This is a genomic window from Undibacterium sp. GrIS 1.8 (assembly GCF_040544445.1).
Lineage (GTDB): Bacteria > Pseudomonadota > Gammaproteobacteria > Burkholderiales > Burkholderiaceae_D > Undibacterium.
In genome coordinates this window covers 58,514-79,320 of record NZ_JBEONQ010000004.1, presented here as the reverse complement: position 1 = coordinate 79,320, position 20,807 = coordinate 58,514, and the positions used below count along the sequence as shown (strand labels likewise).

Genomic DNA, 20,807 nt, shown 5'->3' with positions numbered 1-20,807 from the left:
AGTTTGCTTCAGCTGCGCATTATGACATTAGTCGTGAAATATCATTAAAAAAGGCAACTGCCATCAAAGCCATTAATAAAACTACGCCTGCGCGCTGTGCAATCTCACCGAAACGCTCTGACACAGCCCTTCCAGTCAAAACTTCCAGCGAATAATACAACAAATGCCCGCCATCCAACACAGGAATAGGGAGCAAATTCATGACGCCAAGACTAATACTGATTAAAGCAATAAAGCTAAGGTAACTGACGACACTGGTTCTGGAGGTCTGACCTGCATAATCAGCAATCGTAATGGGACCTGTAATATTCTTTAAAGAAATATCTCCAGTCACCATTTTCCCCAGCATTTTAAAATTCAAAATACTGGTATCCCAGGTTCTTTTTATGCCCTTGACCACTGAATCCAAAATAGTTGTTTCTACTTGCACCATCTCTGGTGCGAGCATCAATCCAACTTTAATTCTGCCAATAGTCTGATCCTTAATCACTTGCTGCTCAGGTGTGACATCAAGTTCGAAAGTTCGTTCGCCTCGCTTGACTAACAAATGCATCGCTTTATTTGGGGAAGCATTGACCAGTTCGGTAAATGCTAAGCCATCCAATAATGGTCTACCATCAACTTCAAGAATTTGGTCTTTCTCCTGCAAGCCAGCGCGCTTCGCAGCTCCATCGGGATCTACTGTGCCTAGTATTGCCGCCGGACGAGCAACAGAAAAACCCAATTGAGTCAAAAAATCGGCTTCCAGCTCTTTACTTGAGAGCTGGGATAAAGGGAGTTCAATCGTTACGTGATCAAGAATTTCCGGTTTATTTTGACTAACCCTAGCGACAACTAACTGCGCGTTACTTTTAGATAAACCTAATTGAAGCAACTTCCAGCGCACGTCAGACCAAGTTTGTACATTTTCATCATTTACGCTAGTGATCACGTCACCTTGACGCAAACCTGAGTGATAAGCCAATGAAGAACTTGAAGGTACGCGAATTTTACTACTGGGCTCGGCAACTCCATGCAAGTAAAGAACAGAAAACAAAGTAATTGCCAGCAAAAAATTAGCTATGGGACCTGCGGCAACAATGGCGATGCGCTTCCAAACTGACTGTCTGCAAAACTCCCTACTTAACTCATGCTCAGATAGCTTACTAACATCCTGCTCTCTGGCGTCAAGCATTTTGACGTAACCGCCCAAAGGTAAAATTGATAAAGCCCATTCAGTCTGGTCTTTACCAAAATTTTTTGAGTAAATAACTCGCCCCATACCCACAGAAAAACGTAAAACTTTAACACCGCAAAGTCTGGCGACAAAATAATGTCCAAGCTCGTGAATAATCACAAGAGTACCCAGCGCAAATGCAAAGGCTAGGACAGTTTGTAAAAAAGTTTGTATTTGAATCATGAAGCGAGCAAAGCCTGAGTAATTACTCGCGTTTCTTTATCGCACTCAAGAATGGATTCAATGTCATCCGCGCTAGATAATGCAATTTTGTCTAATACACGAGCAATAATTTGATCAATCATCCTGAAACCAATTTTGCCGTCCAAAAACGCTTGGACAGCGACTTCATTACTTGCGTTCAATATAGTTGATGCAGTTTGGCCCGCTTTCAACGCAGCATAAGCCAGATCAAGACAAGGAAAACGCTTAAAGTCTGGCGCTTCGAAATGGAGTTTAGCGATTTTAACCAGATCAAGTGGTGCGACGCCAGATGCAATTCGTTCTGGGTAGGCTAGACCGTAAGCAATCGGTGTGCGCATATCCGGATTCCCCATCTGGGCAAGGACTGAGCCATCATTGTAGGAAACCATAGAGTGAATGACGCTCTGAGGATGTATCAAAACTTCAATTTGCTCTGCAGGCGTAGCAAATAACCAGTGCGCCTCAATTACCTCTAAGCCCTTATTCATCATGGTGGCGGAATCAATCGAAATCTTCCTGCCCATGACCCAGTTTGGATGCGCCACGGCCTCGTCAGGCGTTACATCGGATAAGGATTCTAAATTGCGATTTAAAAAAGGCCCCCCAGATGCGGTCAAGATAATCTTGCTGATTCCATATTCAGATGGATGTCGATTGTAATTATGCGGCAAGCATTGGAAGATCGCATTATGCTCGCTGTCTATGGGTAGTAAAGTAGCGCCGCTATCACGAACAGTATTGATAAATATCTGGCCAGACATGACTAAGGCTTCTTTGTTCGCAAGTAAAACTTTCTTACCCGCCCTAGCTGCAGCTAAGGATGCAGGCAAACCAGCAGCGCCGACAATTGCCGCCATTACCGTATCACAATCGACAGAGCTCGCCACATCACATAGGGCTTGTGAGCCATAACTGACTTCAGTCTTTAGATTCTTTCCAAGCAGTAGCCGCTGTAATTCAGAAGCCGCCTTAGCGGAACCAACCACTGCAATCTGCGGATTAAATTGCTCACATTGCAGCGCCAATTTTTCAACTTGACTATGTGCTGTTAAAGCAAATACCTGATAGCGATCTGGATGTCTGGCAACCACATCCAGAGTAGAAACCCCGATAGAACCGGTTGAACCTAAAATGCAGAGTTTTTGTATACTTGATACGCTCGTCGTCATACTTACTTCATCCATAAAACAATGATCGCAGCAATGGGTAATACGGGGATTAAGGCGTCAATCCTGTCAAGCACACCGCCATGACCCGGCAGTAAAGCACTGCTGTCTTTGAAACCTGCACGGCGTTTTAATGAGGATTCAAATAAATCGCCCACAACACTGGCGACAACCAACAGACTCATAATGCCAACAAAGCCCAAAATTCCAAACGAGATTAATACTTTGGAAGGAAAAGTACCAGAAAGCACGTCAACTTGGCTCGCAGAAAAACTAATCAGCAGTACAGCAATCCAGCCGCCTATCGCTCCCTCCCAAGACTTGCCGGGTGAAATACTTGGTGCCAGCTTATGTTTACCAAAAGCTTTTCCAGAAAAATAGGCTCCGATATCAGCAACCCAGACTATCGCCATGATAGATAACAAAAAAATCGGGGAGTAATTGAACAAACTGGTTATCGCGACAAAACAAGCAAAAATAGATGCGCTATACATACCACTAAATAGAGAGTTAGCAATTCCGTTATTACGAGCCGGAAGACCTCTGGCTAGCGAGGGAATAAATTTAACTACCCAAAATGCGGTAGACAAAGCAAACAGCATAGGTTGAGAAATAGCCGCATTACTAACAGTTAAGCCCGCAAATAAGCCCGCCCAAATAAGGGCAATAACAATAGGAGCCGGGTTCTGAAACAGACGTTGGTTTTCCCACATTGCGGCGCCCAAGAACAAGGTTGCGATGATCGTAAACGCAATAAAAGAACCCGAATAAAGAATCGGCAATAAAATTGCCAATAATAGCAATGCCGTAATGACACGAGTTTTAAGCATTAAATCGCCTGAGGGCTATGACGATGTTTGTCCTACCAATTGCGCACTGGTTCGGCCAAATCTTCGTTCTCTTGTTTGATAGGATGTGATGGCCGTATCTAGCGCTGCAGCATCAAAGTCAGGCCAGTAGGTCTCGGTAAAGTACAGCTCACTGTAGGCCAATTGCCACAGTAAAAAATTAGAAATTCTTGTTTCGCCGCCAGTACGGATAAAAAGATCTGGCTCGGGGGCATACGCCATAGACAAATAAGGCGCTAATTGATCCTCATCAATCGGCATACTAACTTGCCCCTCTTGTACCAATCGATTAAAGGCTTGCACTACATCCCAGCGGCCACCATAGTTAGCGCAGATGGTGACTGTGAGCCCGGCATTGTTCGCCGTCTTTGTCTCTGCTGCTTGTATCATTTTCTGCAATGGCGCATCAAAACGACTTAAATCACCGACAACCTTCAAGCGAATATCGTTGACGTGCATTTTTGCGACTTCTTTCTCAAGCGCAGTAACAAATAAGCGCATCAATAAAGAAACTTCATCTGCAGGCCGACGCCAGTTTTCAGAACTAAAGGCAAAAAGAGTCAGGTATTGCACACCCCTGATTGCACATGCCTCGACGATGACACGAACGGCGTCTACCCCTTTAGCATGTCCTGCAACACGTGGCAAAAAGCGCTTAGTAGCCCAACGCCCATTACCATCCATGATAATAGCTACATGCTTAGGCACATTATCGACAACGGGAACATCTTTTGTAGAGCTAATGTGAGTCATGAATATCCAGAATGAATTACTTCTTTTCTGCCTTGAGCAAAAAATTTAATTAAACGCCCAAGGCAAATAGGAGCAAGGAAATACCGGGGCAATCTATACCGTCAATACTTCTTTTTCTTTTTCAGCAAGCAGCTTGTCTACTTCACTAACAAACTTATCGGTCAGCTTCTGTATATCATCTTGAGCCCGACGCTCATCATCCTCAGAACACTCTTTATCCTTGAGAATTTTCTTGAGTGATTCGTTAGCATCACGGCGAATATTACGGATGGCGATTTTTCCATCTTCGCCCTCATTCTTAACTAACTTAACCATTTCTTTACGACGCTCTTCTGTCAACGCAGGGGTTGGTACTCGGATCATGTCACCTTGCGTGGACGGATTCAAACCTAAATCCGCATCACGAATCGCCTTCTCAACCGCAGAAATCATTTTCTTTTCCCAAGGTTGAACACCGATAGTACGGGCATCGATTAAGGTCACGTTCGCAACTTGTGTAATATGTGTTGCCGTACCATAGTAATCAACTTGAACATGATCAAGAATGCCGGTGTGCGCGCGGCCAGTACGGACTTTGGACAAATCCGCCTTCAGCGTCTCTATCGTTTTTTGCATTCTTTGTTCAGTATTTTTCTTTACATCTGCAACGGTCATGCCGCCCTCCTATACATCAACTTATCAATTCAGTAGTACGTCCGATAAAATTATACGTGCACCAAGGTGCCTTCGTCTGCTCCCATGATGACGTTTCTTAGCGCACCAGGTTTGACAATTGAGAACACTTTGATTGGTAATTTTTGATCTCTACATAACGCAAATGCAGTTGCGTCCATTACCTGCAAATGGCGTGAGATTGCTTCATCAAAAGAAATCGTAGTGTAACGTGTTGCAGTCGCATCTTTCTTTGGGTCGGCAGTATAAACGCCATCGACCTTGGTTGCTTTTAAAACGATCTCAGCACCAATTTCTGATCCTCTTAAAGCAGCGGCAGTATCTGTAGTAAAGAACGGATTACCTGTTCCAGCTGCAAATACAACAACTTTACCCTCCTCCAGATATTGCAATGCTTTAGGCCGGACGTAAGGCTCAACCACTTGATCGATCCCAATTGCTGACATAACCCTGGCAGTAATACCCGCCTGACGCATCGCATCCGCCAATGCAAGGGAATTCATTACAGTTGCAAGCATCCCCATATAATCCGCTGTGGCCCGATCCATACCTTGCGCACCGGGCGCCACACCGCGAAAAATATTGCCGCCTCCAATAACAATCGCCAATTCAACACCAAGCCTTGAGACTTCAGCGACATCAGCAACCATACGCTCAATTGTTGCGCGATTAATTCCGAAGGCATCATCTCCCATCAAGGCCTCACCAGAGAGCTTCAACAGGACACGTTTGTAAGCTGGCTTTGCGTTCGTTACGTTTGTCACGTTCTGGACTCCTTATGGATTTAGACGATTAATTTCTTACAGGCTAAAAGCTGAGAAACGAGCTGCATTAAATAGCTTCACTAAATGTAAATACTAGATAGTAATTTAATGCAAACTAGTGCACCTAATTAGCACACTGTATCTATACATTTAAAAAGCGGACAGTTTAAAAAAACGGGCCTTTCGGCCCGCATTCTTGCTTACGCCTGCTTTGCCGCTGCCACCTGAGCAGCTACTTCCGCAGCGAAATCATCTTGCTTTTTCTCAATGCCTTCACCAACCACATACATTGTGAAAGATTTGACGGAAGCATTTGCCGCCTTCAACATTTGCTCGACTGTTTGCTTGTCGTTCTTCACAAATGTTTGATTCAACAGCGAGACTTCTTTCAAAAACTTCTGAATCGAACCATCAACCATTTTAGCAACGATATCTGCTGGCTTACCAGACTCAGCTGCTTTCTGAGAGGCTACTGAACGTTCTTTCTCAATCAATTCAGCAGGAACTTGCTCAGAGGACAATGAAACTGGTTTCATTGCGGCAATGTGCATAGCAACATCTTTACCGACCTGATCATCAGCGGCATTAAAGTCAACTACAACACCGATACGAGTACCGTGCAAGTAAGCTGCTAATTTAGATTCAGTATCAAAACGTACAAAACGGCGAATTGACATGTTTTCGCCGATTTTCCCGATCAGTGCAGCGCGCACTGACTCTACTGTGCCGCCTTCCAGTGGCAAAGCTGATAAAGCTGCTACGTCAGCAGGGTTATGCTCTGCAACCAACTTCGCACAATTGTTTACTAACGCCAAAAAGTCATCGTTCTTGGTAACAAAGTCAGTTTCGCAATTAACTTCAATCATTGCGCCAACATTACCAGTTAAGTAACTAGCTACTACGCCTTCTGCAGTAATACGGGATGCCGCTTTCGATGCTTTGCCACCAAGTTTAATACGGAGCAATTCTTCTGCGCGATCCATATTACCTTCGGCTTCAGTCAAAGCTTTTTTGCACTCCATCATCGGCGCATCTGTCTTTGCGCGCAATTCACCTACCATCGCTGCTGTAATCACTGCCATGTTTTTCTCCTAAATTGATAGTGCCATCTATTGATAAGCACCAACATCAAAATTTATTTAAAAAAAGGGGCGAACGACTGTTGCCCCTTTACCATCACCTTACTTGCGAACTCAGTTCGTAGCTTTTAAGCAATTAAGCTTGATCTGCCACTTCGACGAATTCATCAGCACTTGGCTTAACGGCTTCCAACACTTCGTTGACAGCATTAGCACGGCCTTCGAGAATTGCATCAGCAACGCCGCGAGCGTACAAAGCGATTGCCTTGGAGGAGTCATCGTTACCTGGAATGATGTAAGTAACACCTTCAGGAGAGTGATTAGTATCAACTACGCCGATAACTGGGATACCCAATTTAGCAGCTTCAGTGATAGCGCCTTTATGATAGCCAACGTCAACTACGAAAATTGCGTCAGGAATACCACCCATATCCTTGATACCGCCGATTGCTTTTTGCAATTTAACGATTTCACGCTGGAACATCAACGCTTCTTTTTTACTCAACTTTTCTACGGAACCATCTTCTACAGAAGCTTCCATATCTTTCAAACGTTTGATCGATGTTTTGACTGTTTTGAAGTTAGTCAACATACCACCCAACCAACGCTGGTCAACGAAAGGCATACCAGCGCGTTGCGCTTCTGCTGCCATGATGTCGCGTGCTTGACGTTTTGTACCAACCAACAAAATTGTGCCGCGATTTGCTGATAATTGACGGATGTATTGCATCGCCTCTTGATACATACCCAGAGTTTTTTCCAGGTTGACGATATGAATTTTATTGCGATGACCGAAGATGAACGGTGCCATTTTTGGATTCCAAAAACGGGTTTGGTGACCAAAATGGACGCCAGCTTCCAGCATTTCGCGCATTGTTACAGACATGTTAACTCCAGGGTTAGGTCTTGAATCCAGTCAGTGATCTGGGAAATATTATGTAATTCCAGACACCCTTGTTGATCAGATTCGTGCATTAATAAATAATTTTTCAATCAACTTTTCACGGCCGATTTGTAGTTTTTCTTTAGCTTGGTGATGCATTTTTCCAAACTAGCCTTCTATTCTACTACGAAATGAGCCCTAAATTCAAGCGCGCAATGATCGGCCAGCGAACGGCTCTTGCCTCGACTATAATTAGAGCTTACTTATATTCATCTTATTTGGCTCAGCATGACATCTATCTCAATTAAAACACCGGAAGATATCGCAGGAATGCGTATAGCAGGCCGACTTGGCTCGGAAGTACTGGATTACATTACGCCATTCGTCAAAGTAGGCGTAACTACGGGTGAATTAGACAGATTGTGTCATGAATACATGGCCAATGTCCAAGGTACCATCCCGGCTCCATTAAACTATTGCCCACCTGGCTACACGCCTTACCCAAAGGCGATTTGCACTTCGGTCAACGACGTAATTTGCCATGGAATTCCTGGGGATAAAATATTAAAAAGTGGCGATGTTGTCAATTTAGACATTACTGTGATCAAAGATGGCTACCACGGGGATAATAGCCGTATGTTCTTGGTTGGTGAGCCATCGATTTTGGCAAAACGTCTTAATGAGATCACATACGAATGCATGTGGTTAGGTATTTCCAAAGTAAAACCGGGTAATCATTTGGGCGATATCGGCCATATCATTCAACAACACGCAGAAAAAGCTGGCTATAGCGTGGTTCGTGAATTTTGCGGTCACGGCATCGGCAAAGTTTTCCATGAAGAACCACAAGTACTTCATTACGGGCGTCCTGGCACATTAGAGAAATTAGTGCCTGGCATGATATTCACTATAGAACCGATGATTAATGCTGGTCGTCGTGATATTCGTGAAATGGGTGACGGCTGGACCATTAAAACAAAAGACCGCAGCTTGTCTGCACAGTGGGAACACACAATTCTGGTCACAGAAACAGGTTATGAAGTATTGACCTTATCTGCGGGATCACCTCCGCCTCCGGCATTTATTTTGGCCGGCTCGACGCAAAACCTGCCAGCATAATGACGGCCGCTGTTGCAAACATTTCCGCATTAGAGTTCAAAGAAGAACTCAAAGCAGCGCAACAGTTGGTCATCGCTGCATTCACAGAAAATCACAAAGCGGAACAATTACTGCACGACTTGTGCCGCAATGTTGATAACGTTTTAATCAAAATTTGGAAAAAATTTAACTTCCCGACCAGCACCGCGCTGGTCGCAGTTGGTGGTTATGGGCGAGGAGAATTATTCCCCTATTCTGATGTAGACGTGATGATTCTACTGTCTGCACAGCCAGATAGTCTGACGCGTGCAAAGCTGGAACAATTAGTGCAGATTTTTTGGGATATCGGACTCGATATTGGCCATAGTATACGCACCGTTGACGAATGCATGCAAGAAGCAAAAGTAGACCTTACCGTTAAAACTTGTTTGCTGGAAGCGCGCTTAGTTACTGGCAGCCGTAAGTTATTCCGTGAACTACAAGCAGCCTATCTTGCTGATATAAACCCACAGCAGTTTTTCCAGGAAAAACTACTGGAAATGCGTCAGCGGCATGTCAAGTATGAAGATACTGCCTACAGCCTAGAACCAAACTGCAAAGAGAGCCCTGGGGGACTAAGAGACCTGCAGGTGATTTTATGGGTCGCTAAAGCTGCTAACTTAGGCAACTCATGGCGGGAACTCGCTGATCGTGGCTTAATTACGCCGACCGAAGCACACCAACTTAAGCGCAATGAGCGCGCCTTCAAAGATATTCGCATAAGGCTGCATATTCACGCAGGTCGACGCGAAGATAGGCTGATATTTGATGTGCAAACAGCGATTGCTGAGACTTTTGGATTTAAGACTACTGATTCGCGCAGAGCCAGTGAACACTTAATGCAGCGCTACTATTGGGCAGCAAAAACCGTCACGCAACTCAATATGATCTTGCTGCAAAATATTGAAGCCAGCTTGTTTCCTCAACCGTCCGTCCCACGCCCAATCAATCTGCGTTTTAATGAAGTAAACGGCTTTATTGAGATGGCTCGGGATGAGCTTTTTCAGTCAACACCGTCTGCGATACTAGAAGTATTTCTGCTGCTGGTGCAACACCCTGAATTGAAAGGGATGACCGCACGCACCATGCGCGCCTTGTGGCATGCCCGCTTTTTGATTGATGCGGGATTCCGCCATGATATTTTTAATCGTGCGATGTTTTTGCAGATTCTGCAGTCACCGCGGGGGATTACTCATGCGTTACGTCGCATGAACCAGATGAGTATTCTGGGCCGCTATCTGCCTAACTTCAGACGTATTATTGGTCAGATGCAGCACGACCTTTTTCATGCTTACACAGTAGATCAACACATCTTGATGGTGGTACGCAATATACGTCGTTTTACGATGACAGAACATGCACATGAATACCCATTTTGCAGCCAGTTAATGGCGAACTTTACGCAACCATGGATGTTATATATCGCGGCACTTTTCCATGATATCGCCAAAGGACGCGGCGGCGATCATTCTGTCTTAGGTATGGCAGATGCAAAGAAATTTTGCTTTGATCATGGCATATCTAAAGCCAATTCTGAGTTGATTATATTTTTAGTACAGCAGCATTTGACGATGTCGCATTTCGCACAAAAACAGGATTTATCTGATCCCGATGTTGTACAGGCATTTGCAAAAATAGTGAAGGACGAACGTCACCTCACAGCGCTATATCTGCTCACGGTCGCAGACATTCGAGGCACCAGTCCTAAGGTTTGGAATGCATGGAAAGGGAAACTGCTAGAGGATTTATATCGTATTACCTTGCGAATTTTAGGCGGCGAAGCGCCGTCTAAAGATAGAGAATTAAAAAATCGGCAGGAGGATGCACTTAAAGCTTTACGTCTTTTTGGTTTGCCAGTAGATGCTCATGAGGCGCTTTGGCAGCAACTGGATATGGCGTATTTTTTACGTCATGATTCCTCCGATATCGCCTGGCAAACGCGTTCACTGTATGACAAAATTAACAGCACAGTTCCGGTCGTCAATTGTCGTTTATCACCAATTGGCGAAGGCTTGCAAGTCACTGTCTATGTTCAAGATCAAGCTGATTTATTTGCACGAATTTGCAATTATTTTGATAGCAAAAATTTTGGCATTTTAGACGCGAAAATTCACACAACTAAAAGCGGCTATGCGCTCGATACTTTTTTGGTGATTGAGCCTGCCTTTGCAAATAACTACCGTGACATCATTAATTTAATCGAGCATGAACTGGCAACGGTGCTCACACAGCAGACTGCCTTGTCACCTCCGAACCGTGGTCGGTTATCACGCATGTCCAGAACCTTCCCGATAGTGCCAAGCGTAGATCTAAGGCCGGATGAGCGTGGTCAATACTATTTATTATCAATCTCAGCCAATGATAGAAACGGTCTACTGTACTCGATTGCAAACGTATTAACCAAATATAAAATTAATTTGCATACAGCCAAAATTATGACGCTTGGTGAGCGGGTAGAAGACGTTTTTCTGGTCGATGGTGCCTCGCTACAAAGAGCTAAAAACCAATTACAATTTGAGACTGAGCTATTGGATGCGTTACGGATTTAGGCTGAATCAAATAGATATTTTCTAAAAACTAAACAAATCTCTAGCATCTCTGTTTTAATGCAACGCCCTACCTGTTATTGAGCCATTAAACGACTACCTCGCGTTTAATTAAGACTTACTTAACGTTATTTTCATCACTATTAATTGATTATCTTTGCCATGACCGAACTTGTACGCCTATCGAAACGAATGTCTGAATTGGGCATCTGCTCACGCCGCGAAGCCGACGAATGGATCGCGCGCGGATGGGTCAGAGTTGACGGCAAAGTAGTTTCTGAACTCGGCAGTAAGGTGCTGCCAGACCAGCAAATTTCAGTCGAGCGTCAAGCCGCGGCGGAACAATCAAAACGCGTCACCATCCTCATCAATAAACCGGTCGGCTATGTCAGTGGTCAAGCTGAAGATGGCTATACACCGGCGATTGCATTGATCAAACCAGAAGCTCGTTGGACTGAATGCGCGGTAGATGCGCAATTCCATCCAACCCAACTCAGAAGCCTGGTGCCAGCAGGACGTCTGGATATCGACTCTGTCGGCTTATTGGTATTGACCCAAGATGGTCGAATTGCCAAGCAACTGATCGGGCAAGACACATTGGTAGAAAAAGAATATCTGGTTCGCGTTCAATATGGCAAAACAGGCACCCTACCCGATGCAGAATTAAAGCGTCTCAATCACGGCTTGATGTTAGATGGTAAAAAATTGCTCCCTGCCAGAGTCAGTTGGCTCAATGAAGATCAGCTTAAGTTTGTTTTGCGCGAAGGTAAAAAGCGCCAGATTCGCCGCATGTGCGAGATGGTCGGCTTAAAAGTGCTGGGCTTGAAACGGGTACGCATAGGGAAAGTCAGGCTGGGAAATTTACCCGAAGGTCAGTGGCGCTACTTGCGTGACGACGAGCAGTTTTAACTAACACTACATACCCTATCAACCCTAGCAAGAAGAATATACTCCCCTATTTTTTATTGAAAAACCGTCTATTGTCGATGTTTTATATGGACAATTAAAAAATACCCAGTGGGAGTATATTAATTAATGCCGATGAAAAAGCTGTCGTAGTGCGTTGAATCTGCTAGCGAAGCTTCAATCGTCATCGCCCTGATCCATGTCTGGGAACAGGACTTCGGTAAAACCAAACTTCGTCAAATCTTTAATTCGCGTTGGATATAAGACGCCATCCAAATGGTCGCATTCATGTTGCACTACGCGCGCATGAAAGCCATCGACTTCACGAGATATGGGATTGCCGAATTGGTCAAAGCCCTCATAGCGTAATTTGCTCCAGCGTGGCACAAGGCCGCGCATTCCGGGCACTGACAAACATCCCTCCCAGGCATCGTCGGTCTCATCAGACAATGGCGTTAGCACGGGATTCAGTAAGACTGTTTCCGGCACTCTTGGGGCGTCTGGGTAACGTGGATTATCTTTAAAACCAAAAATCACTAACTGCAAATTAACTCCAATTTGCGGCGCTGCCAAACCAGCGCCATTGGCCGCAACCATGGTTTCAAACATGTCTTTGACCAGGCTGTTTAGCTCTTCTGTATTAAATTGCTTCACTGGCTCTGCTTTACGTAAAAGACGAGAGTCGCCCATTTTTAAAATCGGATGAATCATAAAAAGACTCCTTGGCTTTCAGCAGCTTGGGTTAATTTAAAAAATTGGTAGAAACAAAAAGGCCAAACGCAATTGAACATCACGTTTGGCCTGATATCAAAGCGAAGCTTAAGTAGATTTAAGACTACGTAGATACTCAGAAAATTCTGCTCCGGTCTCTGGATGCTTTAAACCCAAGGCGACGCTGGCTTTGAGATAACCAAGTTTAGAACCACAATCATAGCGAGTCGCGGCAGCGCGATAAGCATACACAGGATAATCCTTCAGCATTGCGGCGATGCCGTCAGTGAGCTGGATTTCTCCTCCGGAGCCTTTGCCCAGCTTTTCTAAATATCCAAAAATACGTGCTGACAAAACATAACGTCCAACTACCGCCAGATTAGATGGCGCATCTTCTGGTTTAGGTTTTTCGACAATGCCGTGCATTTTCTCTACGCGATCTTTATACGGCGTACCGCTGACGATACCGTATTGGCGGGTAAATTCATGCGGCACATCCTGCACTGCAATCACACTACCACCCTCTTCTTCATACAAGCGAGCCATTTGCGTCATAACGGATGGATAACCTTCATCTGCATCCATCAAATCATCCGCTAGCAACACAGCGAAAGGATCATCACCAATCACCGGACGGGCACACAAAACGGCATGACCCAAACCTAAAGCAGCTTGTTGGCGAATATAAATACAATTGATGTTTTTTGGAATAACGTTTCTGACCAGGTCCAGCAAAGCCTGTTTACCTGCGGCTTCCAACTCACTTTCTAACTCATAAGCTTTATCAAAATGATCTTCAATCGCACGTTTGGCGCGACCTGTGATGAACACCATTTCGGTAATACCTGCCTCAACCGCTTCTTCTACCGCGTATTGGATCAGTGGCTTATCGACGATGGGTAACATTTCTTTTGGTTGCGCTTTTGTCGCAGGTAAAAAACGGCTACCTAAACCAGCAACAGGAAATACTGCTTTTCTAATTTTTCTCATCTTAATTCCTTGAACAGAGTTGAAGCAATTCCGCTTCGGTCAGTAAAGGGATACCCAATTCCTGCGCTTTTAACAACTTACTACCAGCATCATCTCCGGCAACGACATAACTGGTTTTTTTTGATACCGAACCAGCTACTTTACCACCTGCACTTTCTATCAAAGCACCTGCCTGATCGCGACTTAGTGTTGGCAAGGTTCCGGTTAACACAAACGTCTGCCCAAGCAAATGTAAAGAGCCGACTTCTTTTTGCGCTGCTTCTGGCCAATGTATTCCAGATGCCAGTAACTGCTGCACTAGCTCGACATTCAGCGGATCGGCAAAAAATAATCTTATCGACTTCGCAACCACGGGGCCTACATCAGATACCGCCAGTAGCTGCTCTTCGGTCGCCTCGATTAGTGCATCGGCATTACCAAAAGTCGCCGCTAAATCTTTTGCAGTCGACTCGCCGACATGACGAATCCCTAATGCATAAATAAAACGGGCAAAACTCGTGGCTTTAGAATTCTCCAGCGCCCCCAGAATGTTCTGCGCAGACTTATCGGCCATTCTATCCAGCGCTACTAAGGACGTTAAACCTAATTTATATAAATCTGCTGCTGTTGTCACTACCTGCTTATCGACCAATTGATCGATTAATTGCTCGCCGACGCCATCAATATTCATGGCCTTGCGTGAAGCAAAGTGGAACAAACCACCTTTTCTTTGAGCAATACATTTTATCCACCCACCGGAGCATCTGGCAATCGCCTCATCCTCCAGTTTAACAATTGTTGACCCGCAGACGGGACATTGTGTCGGCATTACAAATTCTTTAGCGTCAACAGGACGTTTTTCTAAGATGCTCGCGACCACCTCAGGAATGACGTCGCCAGCACGGCGCACCGACACGGTGTCGCCAATACGAATATCTTTGCGACGCACTTCTTCCTCATTATGTAAGGTCGCATTAGTCACGGTGACTCCGCCGACAAATACGGGCGCTAAACGAGCCACTGGAGTAATTGCACCAGTACGCCCGACCTGGACTTCAATATCTAACACTGTGGTTAAAGCTTCTTGTGCCGGAAATTTATGTGCAATCGCAAAGCGTGGCGCACGCGATACAAAGCCTAAAGTATCTTGCTGCACGAACGAGTTAACTTTGTAGACGACACCGTCAATTTCATATGGCAATTGTGATCGTCGTTGCTGTATCTGCTTGTAAAAATCCAAGAGTCCGTCCGCACCCCGCACGATGGCCTGTTCCTCACAGACAGGAATGCCCATCGATTTGTACCATTCTAATAAAGCTCGATGAGAATATAGCTGCAAGCCAGGCAAACTTGCACCTTCCAGGGAGCCAATTCCGTAAGCAAAAAATTTGAGGCTACGCTGCGCAGTGATTTTAGAATCTAGCTGACGCAAACTACCGGCAGCCGCGTTACGTGGATTCGCAAATTCTTTAGCCTCGGCTGCACGCTGACGTTGATTGAGTTTTTCAAAATCGCTTTTAAACATCAAAACTTCACCGCGCACATCCAATACTTTAGGTGGTTCTTTTATATTTAAACGTAGAGGAATACTGCGAATGGTGCGGATGTTTTCCGTTACATCTTCACCCGTAAATCCATCACCACGAGTCGCCGCCTGCGTGAATACGCCATCTACATAACGAAGATTAATGGCAAGACCATCAAACTTCAGATCGATTGCGTATTCCACTGCTTGCTGTGTATCCAGACCATCGCTGACGCGACGATCAAAAGCACGAATATCCTGCTCCTCAAAACCATTATTTAGAGACAGCATTGATGTTGCATGCTGGACTTGCTTAAACTCAGGTAAAGGAGCGCCACCAACGCGAAAGGTCGGGCTATCAGCCCATTTGAACAATGGATAATTCAATTCGATCTGCTGTAACTCTAAAAAAAGAGCATCATATTCAGCATCCGAAATTGAAGGCGAATCATTATCGTAATAACGATGAGAATGACGGTTAAGTTCTACATGCAGTGTTTGAACGCGCTCTTTTAATTTGTTATAAAGTTTTGACTCAATTGTCGACACTGAATAACCGAATAAATCTTCTTCCATATTTTTATTGAATTCAGCTAAATAAACGCTGTGCGCGAGTCGAGCCGGCAGCAATATCTGCTTCCGCCATAGCGGCATAAAACTCACTGACTTGACCTGCAATCTCATCTAGGGCAGCCTTAGAAATTGCCTGATTGCCGTCATCGACTACCGTACCACCAAGACGTGTAGACAATGAACGTGCACAGGCAGCCATCGCACCAAAACCGTCGCGCGATGGAGCAACACAAGGCACATCGAGTAATAAGGTAAGGCGAGCAGTAACCGTTTCGCTAACGCTGACATTGGTGGATAAGGTAAATAAATTGCCGCCATCGCCGTCTGGCATTACCAAGCGACCGTCTGGACGTATATCAAACCCTTGTTTTTCTAGCGCTGCAAGTAAAGTACCAACAGCCCATGGCGCGCCGTTGGCCAATACATTGACACTCAATTGTGCGTCATGCTCAGACACAAACTGATGTAGTTCGCGTGCATTGGACATCACCTGGTTCATATCAGGAATATCTGAATGTGCATTCAGGCGATCTGCAATTTCGCGCAGCTTCGTCACAAATTCTGAATACTCTAATTCATTAATCGGCCCGCTACGATTGACCATTTGCACGCCGGCAAATAAGGCCGTGTAAATTCCACCATGAGCGATCACATCACGCATACCATCATGACTTAATCCAATGAAATGCACTGGCTTTTTGCCAACATACTTAAGACTTTGTATTTCACTCAATAATTTTTCGCCGCGTACTGGCGCATCAAACTCTAAAGGAATGATGCAGTCGATCAATTCATCGACGGGCAATTCTTTTTCGGCGGCGTCAAATGATGAAGTGGCTGTGCGATCAGGGATAGCATTTTGCTGTCCAAAATCTGAATTTTCTTCTGCAAAATCAGTATCCAAACTAGGTTCATGGCGCGACGAATTGAATACATCTTCTTTGTATGTCTCTTCTTTAAAACGCGGTTCTGCCAATTTATCTGGATATTCTGGATAAGCATCCCGGTTCATCAGGACATCATCGTGTCCAGCGCCAAATGCCTGATCAACACTTTTCTTCGCTTTATATTCTTGCCATTTATTGTATGCAACGATGCCGACTAAAAAGGCACCACCGGCTCCCATTAAAACAATTTGTAGATCTGTCATGCTGCTTGCGCCTCAGATACGAAATGTGCGGCGGACTCCATATCCACCGCAACGATACGAGAAACTCCCTGCTCTTGCATGGTGACGCCTATCAGTTGCTGCGCCATTTCCATCGCAATTTTATTATGGGAGATGAACAAAAACTGTGTGTTAGCGGACATACGTTTCACCATGTTACAGAAACGTTCCGTGTTTGAATCATCAAGCGGTGCGTCAACCTCATCCAACAAGCAAAACGGTGCCGGATTTAATTGGAACATCGAGAATACTAATGCTGTTGCAGTCAGCGCTTTTTCACCACCTGACAATAAGTGAATTGTGGCGTTTTTCTTACCCGGTGGCTGTGCCATCACCTGCACACCCGAATCCAGAATTTCATCGCCAGTCATAATCAATTTCGCTTGTCCACCGCCAAATAAAATCGGGAATAATTCGGCAAAATGGAGATTCACTTTATTGAATGTATCTTGTAAGAGATCACGAGTTTCAATATCGATTTTATGAATAGCATCTTGCAAGGTCGTAATAGCTTCGTTTAGATCGGCATATTGCGCATCCAAGAAAGTTTTGCGTTCAGTCGCTTGCGCCAACTCATCTAGCGCCGCCATATTCACGGCACCCAATGCAGCGATCGCATTTGTCAATCTAGTGACTTCACCTTGCAGATAGGATGGTTTCATATCGTCATGCAATTTTTGTGAAAGGACTTGTTCGTCCACATCAAAATTACGCAATTGTTCTGCGAATTGCTCTTGATTTAAACGCGCTGCCTGTTCTTTGAGTTGTAACTCCACGATTCTGTCGCGTTGTGGTTGCAGGCTGCGCTCTACCTGCATTTTGCTCTCTTCTACCTGACGTAATTTTTGCGTCAGCTGATCAAGTTCGTGACGCGCATCCGATAGCGCACGCTCTTGATCACTCCGTTTTTCCAATAAAGACTGCAATCCAGCTTGGGCAGTCTGGTCATCCATTTCCTCTAACTCAAGATGACCTTGCTGCATATTTGCAAATAGCTGGGCAGATTGCTCTACGGCCGTGGCAATACTGCGACGCAACTCCTCCATTTTATTACGATGGGTTTTTTCTGAGAACGCGCTTTCTTGTGCAGCTAATTCTAAATCGCGCAGACGCTGGCGGGCGTCCGTTAAATGCTGTTCTTTTTCCAGATAATTGGTCTGAGCTTGCTCATGATTTTCTTGCAGTTCGGCGAGCTCAATATCTAGCATCTCAAACTTCTCTTCGGATTCGATTTTCGCTTGTTGCTGTTCGCTTTCTTGTGCCGCGATTTCTGTCAGGTCGCTCATGATTTGCGTACTACGCTGATTAAAACGCGCTTGCACTTCTGACAGCTTCATAAATTCGATTTGCAAGCTATGCACAGTCTGGGTCAGGCTAGTGACCCGCTGGCGCAACTCTTGCAAGCTTTGTGCCGCTTGCGTGTAAGCAGATTCCGCCCGCACCGTGCGCGTTTTGGATTCATCTGCCAGCATTTGTTGAGCACGAGATTGCTTGCTAATATTATCGATTTCTTGCTGACGTGCCAGCACACCATCTTGTTCAGAATCCGCAGCATAAAACCGTACGCTAGTCTTACTAATAACATGGCCTTGCTTGGTGATAAAGCACGCACCTAATGGCAATTTATCCCGATTTTGGAACGCACTGGCAACATCATCAGACGCATACACTTGATGTAACCAGTCCTGCATTAAGCCGCGTACGCCAGCATCATTTAGTTGAAGCAAAGATAGCAAAGGCTGCAAACCAGCAACTGACTCGGTTGTTGGCGTATTCACCTGCGGAGAATACAAAGCAAGCTTAGCTGGCGGTGCATCATTAAAGAATGCTTTAGCCCAATCAAGATTCGACATTTCCAACGCTGAGGTTCGCTCACGTAACACAGCCTCGAGCGTAGTTTCCCAACCTTGTTGAATGTGTAGTTTTTGCCAGAGCTTTGGCAAACCACTGAGTTCATGCTTTTCCAGCCAAGGTTGTACTTTACCCTGACTCAAAACCTTCTCTTGCAACTGTTTCAGCGCTTGCAGCCTCGCATCTAATTGTGCTGAAGCGGCGGCATCTTGGTTGACTTGTTGTTGCGCCGCGCGACGTTCTTCCTCAAGAATTGGCAAGCGCTCTTGTGCTTCTTCCAACTGCATGGACGACTCTTCTAGCTCTTGTTTTTTCTCTTCCAATTGCAAAGACAGATTTTCCAGATGTACGTTATCTGGCATTGCCAAGCCTTGTTTTTCTTGCTGCAAACGTTCTTTACGGGTGGCCAGTGTGTTCAGAATATTCGAGGCATTGCGCTGATGTGCCGATTCCAGCTCGATCTGCTGTTGCAACTGCATGATCTTGGCACGCGACTCTGTAGTTTTAAGTTGCGCCTCACGCCAGACTTGTTCTAACGCTGGGATTTTATCGTTTTGCTGCTGGGCGATTTCTTGCGCCTGCTCAGAACGCTCACCGAGTTCTTCCACATGAATTTCGGCCTCAGCCAGATCATCTTGAAATTGTTGCCCCTGACGTTGCCATTGATCACGCTGTGCCGTCAAAGAATTGAGCTGGCTTTGCAAACGGCTGCGCGATTCAATGACAAACTTAATCTGCGCTTCCAAGCTACCAATCTCAGCATTGGTTTGGTACAAGTGTCCTTGTGCCTGATGCATTTTGTCGCCAACCGCATAATGCGCCTGACGCATTTGCTCCAGTTCTAATTCAACATGGCGTAACTTGGTGGTTTGCTCTTCTAAATCTATCTGGGTTTTTTCTATTTCTGCGAAATAGCGAGTCTGCTCATTTGCTGCTTCATTTTTACGCAATAACCAGAGCAGTTTTTGCTTCTCTTCCTGGTCGCCTTGCAACTCATTGTATTTATTGGCGACAACTGCCTGGGCTTCGAGTTTTTCTAAATTCGCGTTTAACTCGCGCAGAATGTCCTCTACACGCACCAGATTTTCATGAGTATCATGAATGCGGTTCTCGGTTTCGCGACGCCGCTCTTTGTAGCGAGATACGCCGGCCGCTTCTTCTAAAAATATCCTTAACTCTTCAGGTCGCGCCTCAATAATCCGCGAAATCATTCCTTGGCCAATAATCGCGTAAGCGCGTGGCCCTAAGCCGGTGCCCATAAAGATGTCTTGGATATCGCGGCGACGGACTGGCTGACCATTAATGTAATAAGTTGATGTACCGTCGCGCGTCAGCGTGCGCTTAACGGCAATCTCTGCATATTGACTCCACTGACCTGCTGCTTTACCTAGACTATTATCGAAAACCAGTTCTACAGAGGAGCGTCCGGCAGGTTTGCGGTGGGTAGAGCCGTTAAAAATAACGTCTTGCATCGACTCACCACGGAGCTCGGAAGCTTTTGACTCCCCCAAAACCCAGCGTACCGCATCGATGATATTAGATTTACCACAGCCATTGGGGCCGACCACGCCTACCAGCTGGCCTGGAACCTGAAAGTTGGTCGGATCGACAAAAGATTTGAATCCCGACAATTTAATGGAAGTTAAACGCACGTTATAAAATTTTACAATCTTTAATGTTCAGATTCCGCCTGAAAACTCATATCCAATTTGCATTTATAAGCAAAAATTGAATGGATTTTTTCCAGCCCCATGTTTTACACATTACTTTTTTATTCATCATAACATTTTGAAGGGTTGAAATTCCGTTTTTGATGATGCCCAACGAGGGAGTTCC

At 45.2% G+C, this 20,807-nt stretch carries 16 protein-coding genes; 3 read left to right on the top strand and 13 right to left on the bottom strand.

Going from position 1 to position 20,807, the window contains the following annotated elements; translation table 11 throughout:
- Positions 1-19: 19 nt before the first annotated feature.
- From rseP to rpsB, 8 genes are all read right to left on the bottom strand, one after another.
- Positions 20-1,399, bottom strand: a complete 1,380-nt coding sequence (gene rseP / locus AAKU64_RS03035) for an RIP metalloprotease RseP (protein WP_354331418.1) — start codon at positions 1,397-1,399, stop codon at positions 20-22.
- Positions 1,396-2,568, bottom strand: coding sequence for a 1-deoxy-D-xylulose-5-phosphate reductoisomerase (gene ispC, locus AAKU64_RS03030; protein ID WP_354361432.1), 1,173 nt, complete (start codon positions 2,566-2,568; stop codon positions 1,396-1,398). Before ispC ends, rseP begins: the two co-directional genes overlap by 4 nt.
- 23 nt (positions 2,569-2,591) lie before the next feature.
- Positions 2,592-3,416: a phosphatidate cytidylyltransferase gene (locus tag AAKU64_RS03025; RefSeq protein WP_354331416.1), complete on the bottom strand. Its 825-nt coding sequence runs from the start codon at positions 3,414-3,416 to the stop codon at positions 2,592-2,594.
- A gap of 15 nt (positions 3,417-3,431) precedes the next feature.
- Complete coding sequence (gene uppS, locus AAKU64_RS03020) at positions 3,432-4,187, bottom strand: polyprenyl diphosphate synthase (protein ID WP_354331414.1); 756 nt, start codon at positions 4,185-4,187, stop codon at positions 3,432-3,434.
- 93 nt (positions 4,188-4,280) lie between these two features.
- The gene (frr, locus tag AAKU64_RS03015; protein WP_322119276.1) at positions 4,281-4,841 is read right to left on the bottom strand and encodes a ribosome recycling factor; all 561 of its coding nucleotides are present in this window, start codon (positions 4,839-4,841) and stop codon (positions 4,281-4,283) included.
- 50 nt (positions 4,842-4,891) lie between these two features.
- On the bottom strand, positions 4,892-5,623 hold the full coding sequence (gene pyrH / locus AAKU64_RS03010; protein WP_354331411.1) for a UMP kinase: 732 nt from the start codon (positions 5,621-5,623) through the stop codon (positions 4,892-4,894).
- Positions 5,624-5,823: 200 nt separating this feature from the next.
- On the bottom strand, positions 5,824-6,705 hold the full coding sequence (gene tsf, locus AAKU64_RS03005; protein WP_354361372.1) for a translation elongation factor Ts: 882 nt from the start codon (positions 6,703-6,705) through the stop codon (positions 5,824-5,826).
- 133 nt (positions 6,706-6,838) lie between these two features.
- Positions 6,839-7,588 carry a 30S ribosomal protein S2 gene (rpsB, locus tag AAKU64_RS03000; RefSeq protein WP_354331409.1) on the bottom strand — a complete coding sequence of 250 codons (750 nt, stop codon included), beginning with the start codon at positions 7,586-7,588 and terminating at the stop codon, positions 6,839-6,841.
- 285 nt (positions 7,589-7,873) lie between these two features.
- Between rpsB and map the strand changes: the two genes are divergently transcribed.
- The 3 genes from map to AAKU64_RS02985 all read left to right on the top strand — a co-directional run bounded on the left by map (position 7,874) and on the right by AAKU64_RS02985 (position 12,177).
- A complete protein-coding gene (gene map / locus AAKU64_RS02995; RefSeq protein ID WP_354331407.1) occupies positions 7,874-8,704 on the top strand; it encodes a type I methionyl aminopeptidase in 831 nt (276 codons plus the stop codon).
- Positions 8,704-11,271, top strand: a complete 2,568-nt coding sequence (locus AAKU64_RS02990; RefSeq protein WP_354361370.1) for a [protein-PII] uridylyltransferase — start codon at positions 8,704-8,706, stop codon at positions 11,269-11,271. Before map ends, AAKU64_RS02990 begins: the two co-directional genes overlap by 1 nt.
- A 159-nt stretch (positions 11,272-11,430) precedes the next feature.
- Positions 11,431-12,177: a pseudouridine synthase gene (locus tag AAKU64_RS02985; protein ID WP_354331403.1), complete on the top strand. Its 747-nt coding sequence runs from the start codon at positions 11,431-11,433 to the stop codon at positions 12,175-12,177.
- Positions 12,178-12,351: 174 nt separating this feature from the next.
- Here AAKU64_RS02985 and def read toward each other — a convergent pair whose 3' ends face one another.
- The 5 genes from def to smc form a co-directional block, all read right to left on the bottom strand.
- Complete coding sequence (gene def / locus AAKU64_RS02980; RefSeq protein WP_354331402.1) at positions 12,352-12,885, bottom strand: peptide deformylase; 534 nt, start codon at positions 12,883-12,885, stop codon at positions 12,352-12,354.
- A gap of 108 nt (positions 12,886-12,993) precedes the next feature.
- Complete coding sequence (gene galU, locus AAKU64_RS02975) at positions 12,994-13,875, bottom strand: UTP--glucose-1-phosphate uridylyltransferase GalU (protein ID WP_354331400.1); 882 nt, start codon at positions 13,873-13,875, stop codon at positions 12,994-12,996.
- Between the two features lies 1 nt (position 13,876).
- Positions 13,877-16,063, bottom strand: coding sequence for an NAD-dependent DNA ligase LigA (gene ligA, locus AAKU64_RS02970; protein ID WP_354361368.1), 2,187 nt, complete (start codon positions 16,061-16,063; stop codon positions 13,877-13,879).
- Positions 15,969-17,102 (bottom strand): cell division protein ZipA C-terminal FtsZ-binding domain-containing protein, encoded by a 1,134-nt coding sequence (locus AAKU64_RS02965; RefSeq protein WP_354331396.1) that lies wholly within the window; start codon positions 17,100-17,102, stop codon positions 15,969-15,971. Before AAKU64_RS02965 ends, ligA begins: the two co-directional genes overlap by 95 nt.
- Positions 17,099-20,623, bottom strand: a complete 3,525-nt coding sequence (gene smc / locus AAKU64_RS02960; protein WP_354361366.1) for a chromosome segregation protein SMC — start codon at positions 20,621-20,623, stop codon at positions 17,099-17,101. The genes AAKU64_RS02965 and smc overlap by 4 nt, the downstream gene beginning before the upstream one ends.
- Positions 20,624-20,807: the final 184 nt, after the last annotated feature.

Coding starts and splice junctions, on each gene's coding strand:
- rseP (WP_354331418.1), bottom strand. CDS start 1,399: ATGATTCAAATACAAACTTTTTTACAAACTGTCCTAGCCTTTGCATTT.
- AAKU64_RS03025 (WP_354331416.1), bottom strand. CDS start 3,416: ATGCTTAAAACTCGTGTCATTACGGCATTGCTATTATTGGCAATTTTA.
- uppS (WP_354331414.1), bottom strand. CDS start 4,187: ATGACTCACATTAGCTCTACAAAAGATGTTCCCGTTGTCGATAATGTG.
- frr (WP_322119276.1), bottom strand. CDS start 4,841: ATGACCGTTGCAGATGTAAAGAAAAATACTGAACAAAGAATGCAAAAA.
- tsf (WP_354361372.1), bottom strand. CDS start 6,705: ATGGCAGTGATTACAGCAGCGATGGTAGGTGAATTGCGCGCAAAGACA.
- rpsB (WP_354331409.1), bottom strand. CDS start 7,588: ATGTCTGTAACAATGCGCGAAATGCTGGAAGCTGGCGTCCATTTTGGT.
- map (WP_354331407.1), top strand. CDS start 7,874: ATGACATCTATCTCAATTAAAACACCGGAAGATATCGCAGGAATGCGT.
- AAKU64_RS02990 (WP_354361370.1), top strand. CDS start 8,704: ATGACGGCCGCTGTTGCAAACATTTCCGCATTAGAGTTCAAAGAAGAA.
- AAKU64_RS02985 (WP_354331403.1), top strand. CDS start 11,431: ATGACCGAACTTGTACGCCTATCGAAACGAATGTCTGAATTGGGCATC.
- def (WP_354331402.1), bottom strand. CDS start 12,885: ATGATTCATCCGATTTTAAAAATGGGCGACTCTCGTCTTTTACGTAAA.
- galU (WP_354331400.1), bottom strand. CDS start 13,875: ATGAGAAAAATTAGAAAAGCAGTATTTCCTGTTGCTGGTTTAGGTAGC.
- ligA (WP_354361368.1), bottom strand. CDS start 16,063: ATGAGATTGCAGGTCAAGTCAGTGAGTTTTATGCCGCTATGGCGGAAG.
- AAKU64_RS02965 (WP_354331396.1), bottom strand. CDS start 17,102: ATGACAGATCTACAAATTGTTTTAATGGGAGCCGGTGGTGCCTTTTTA.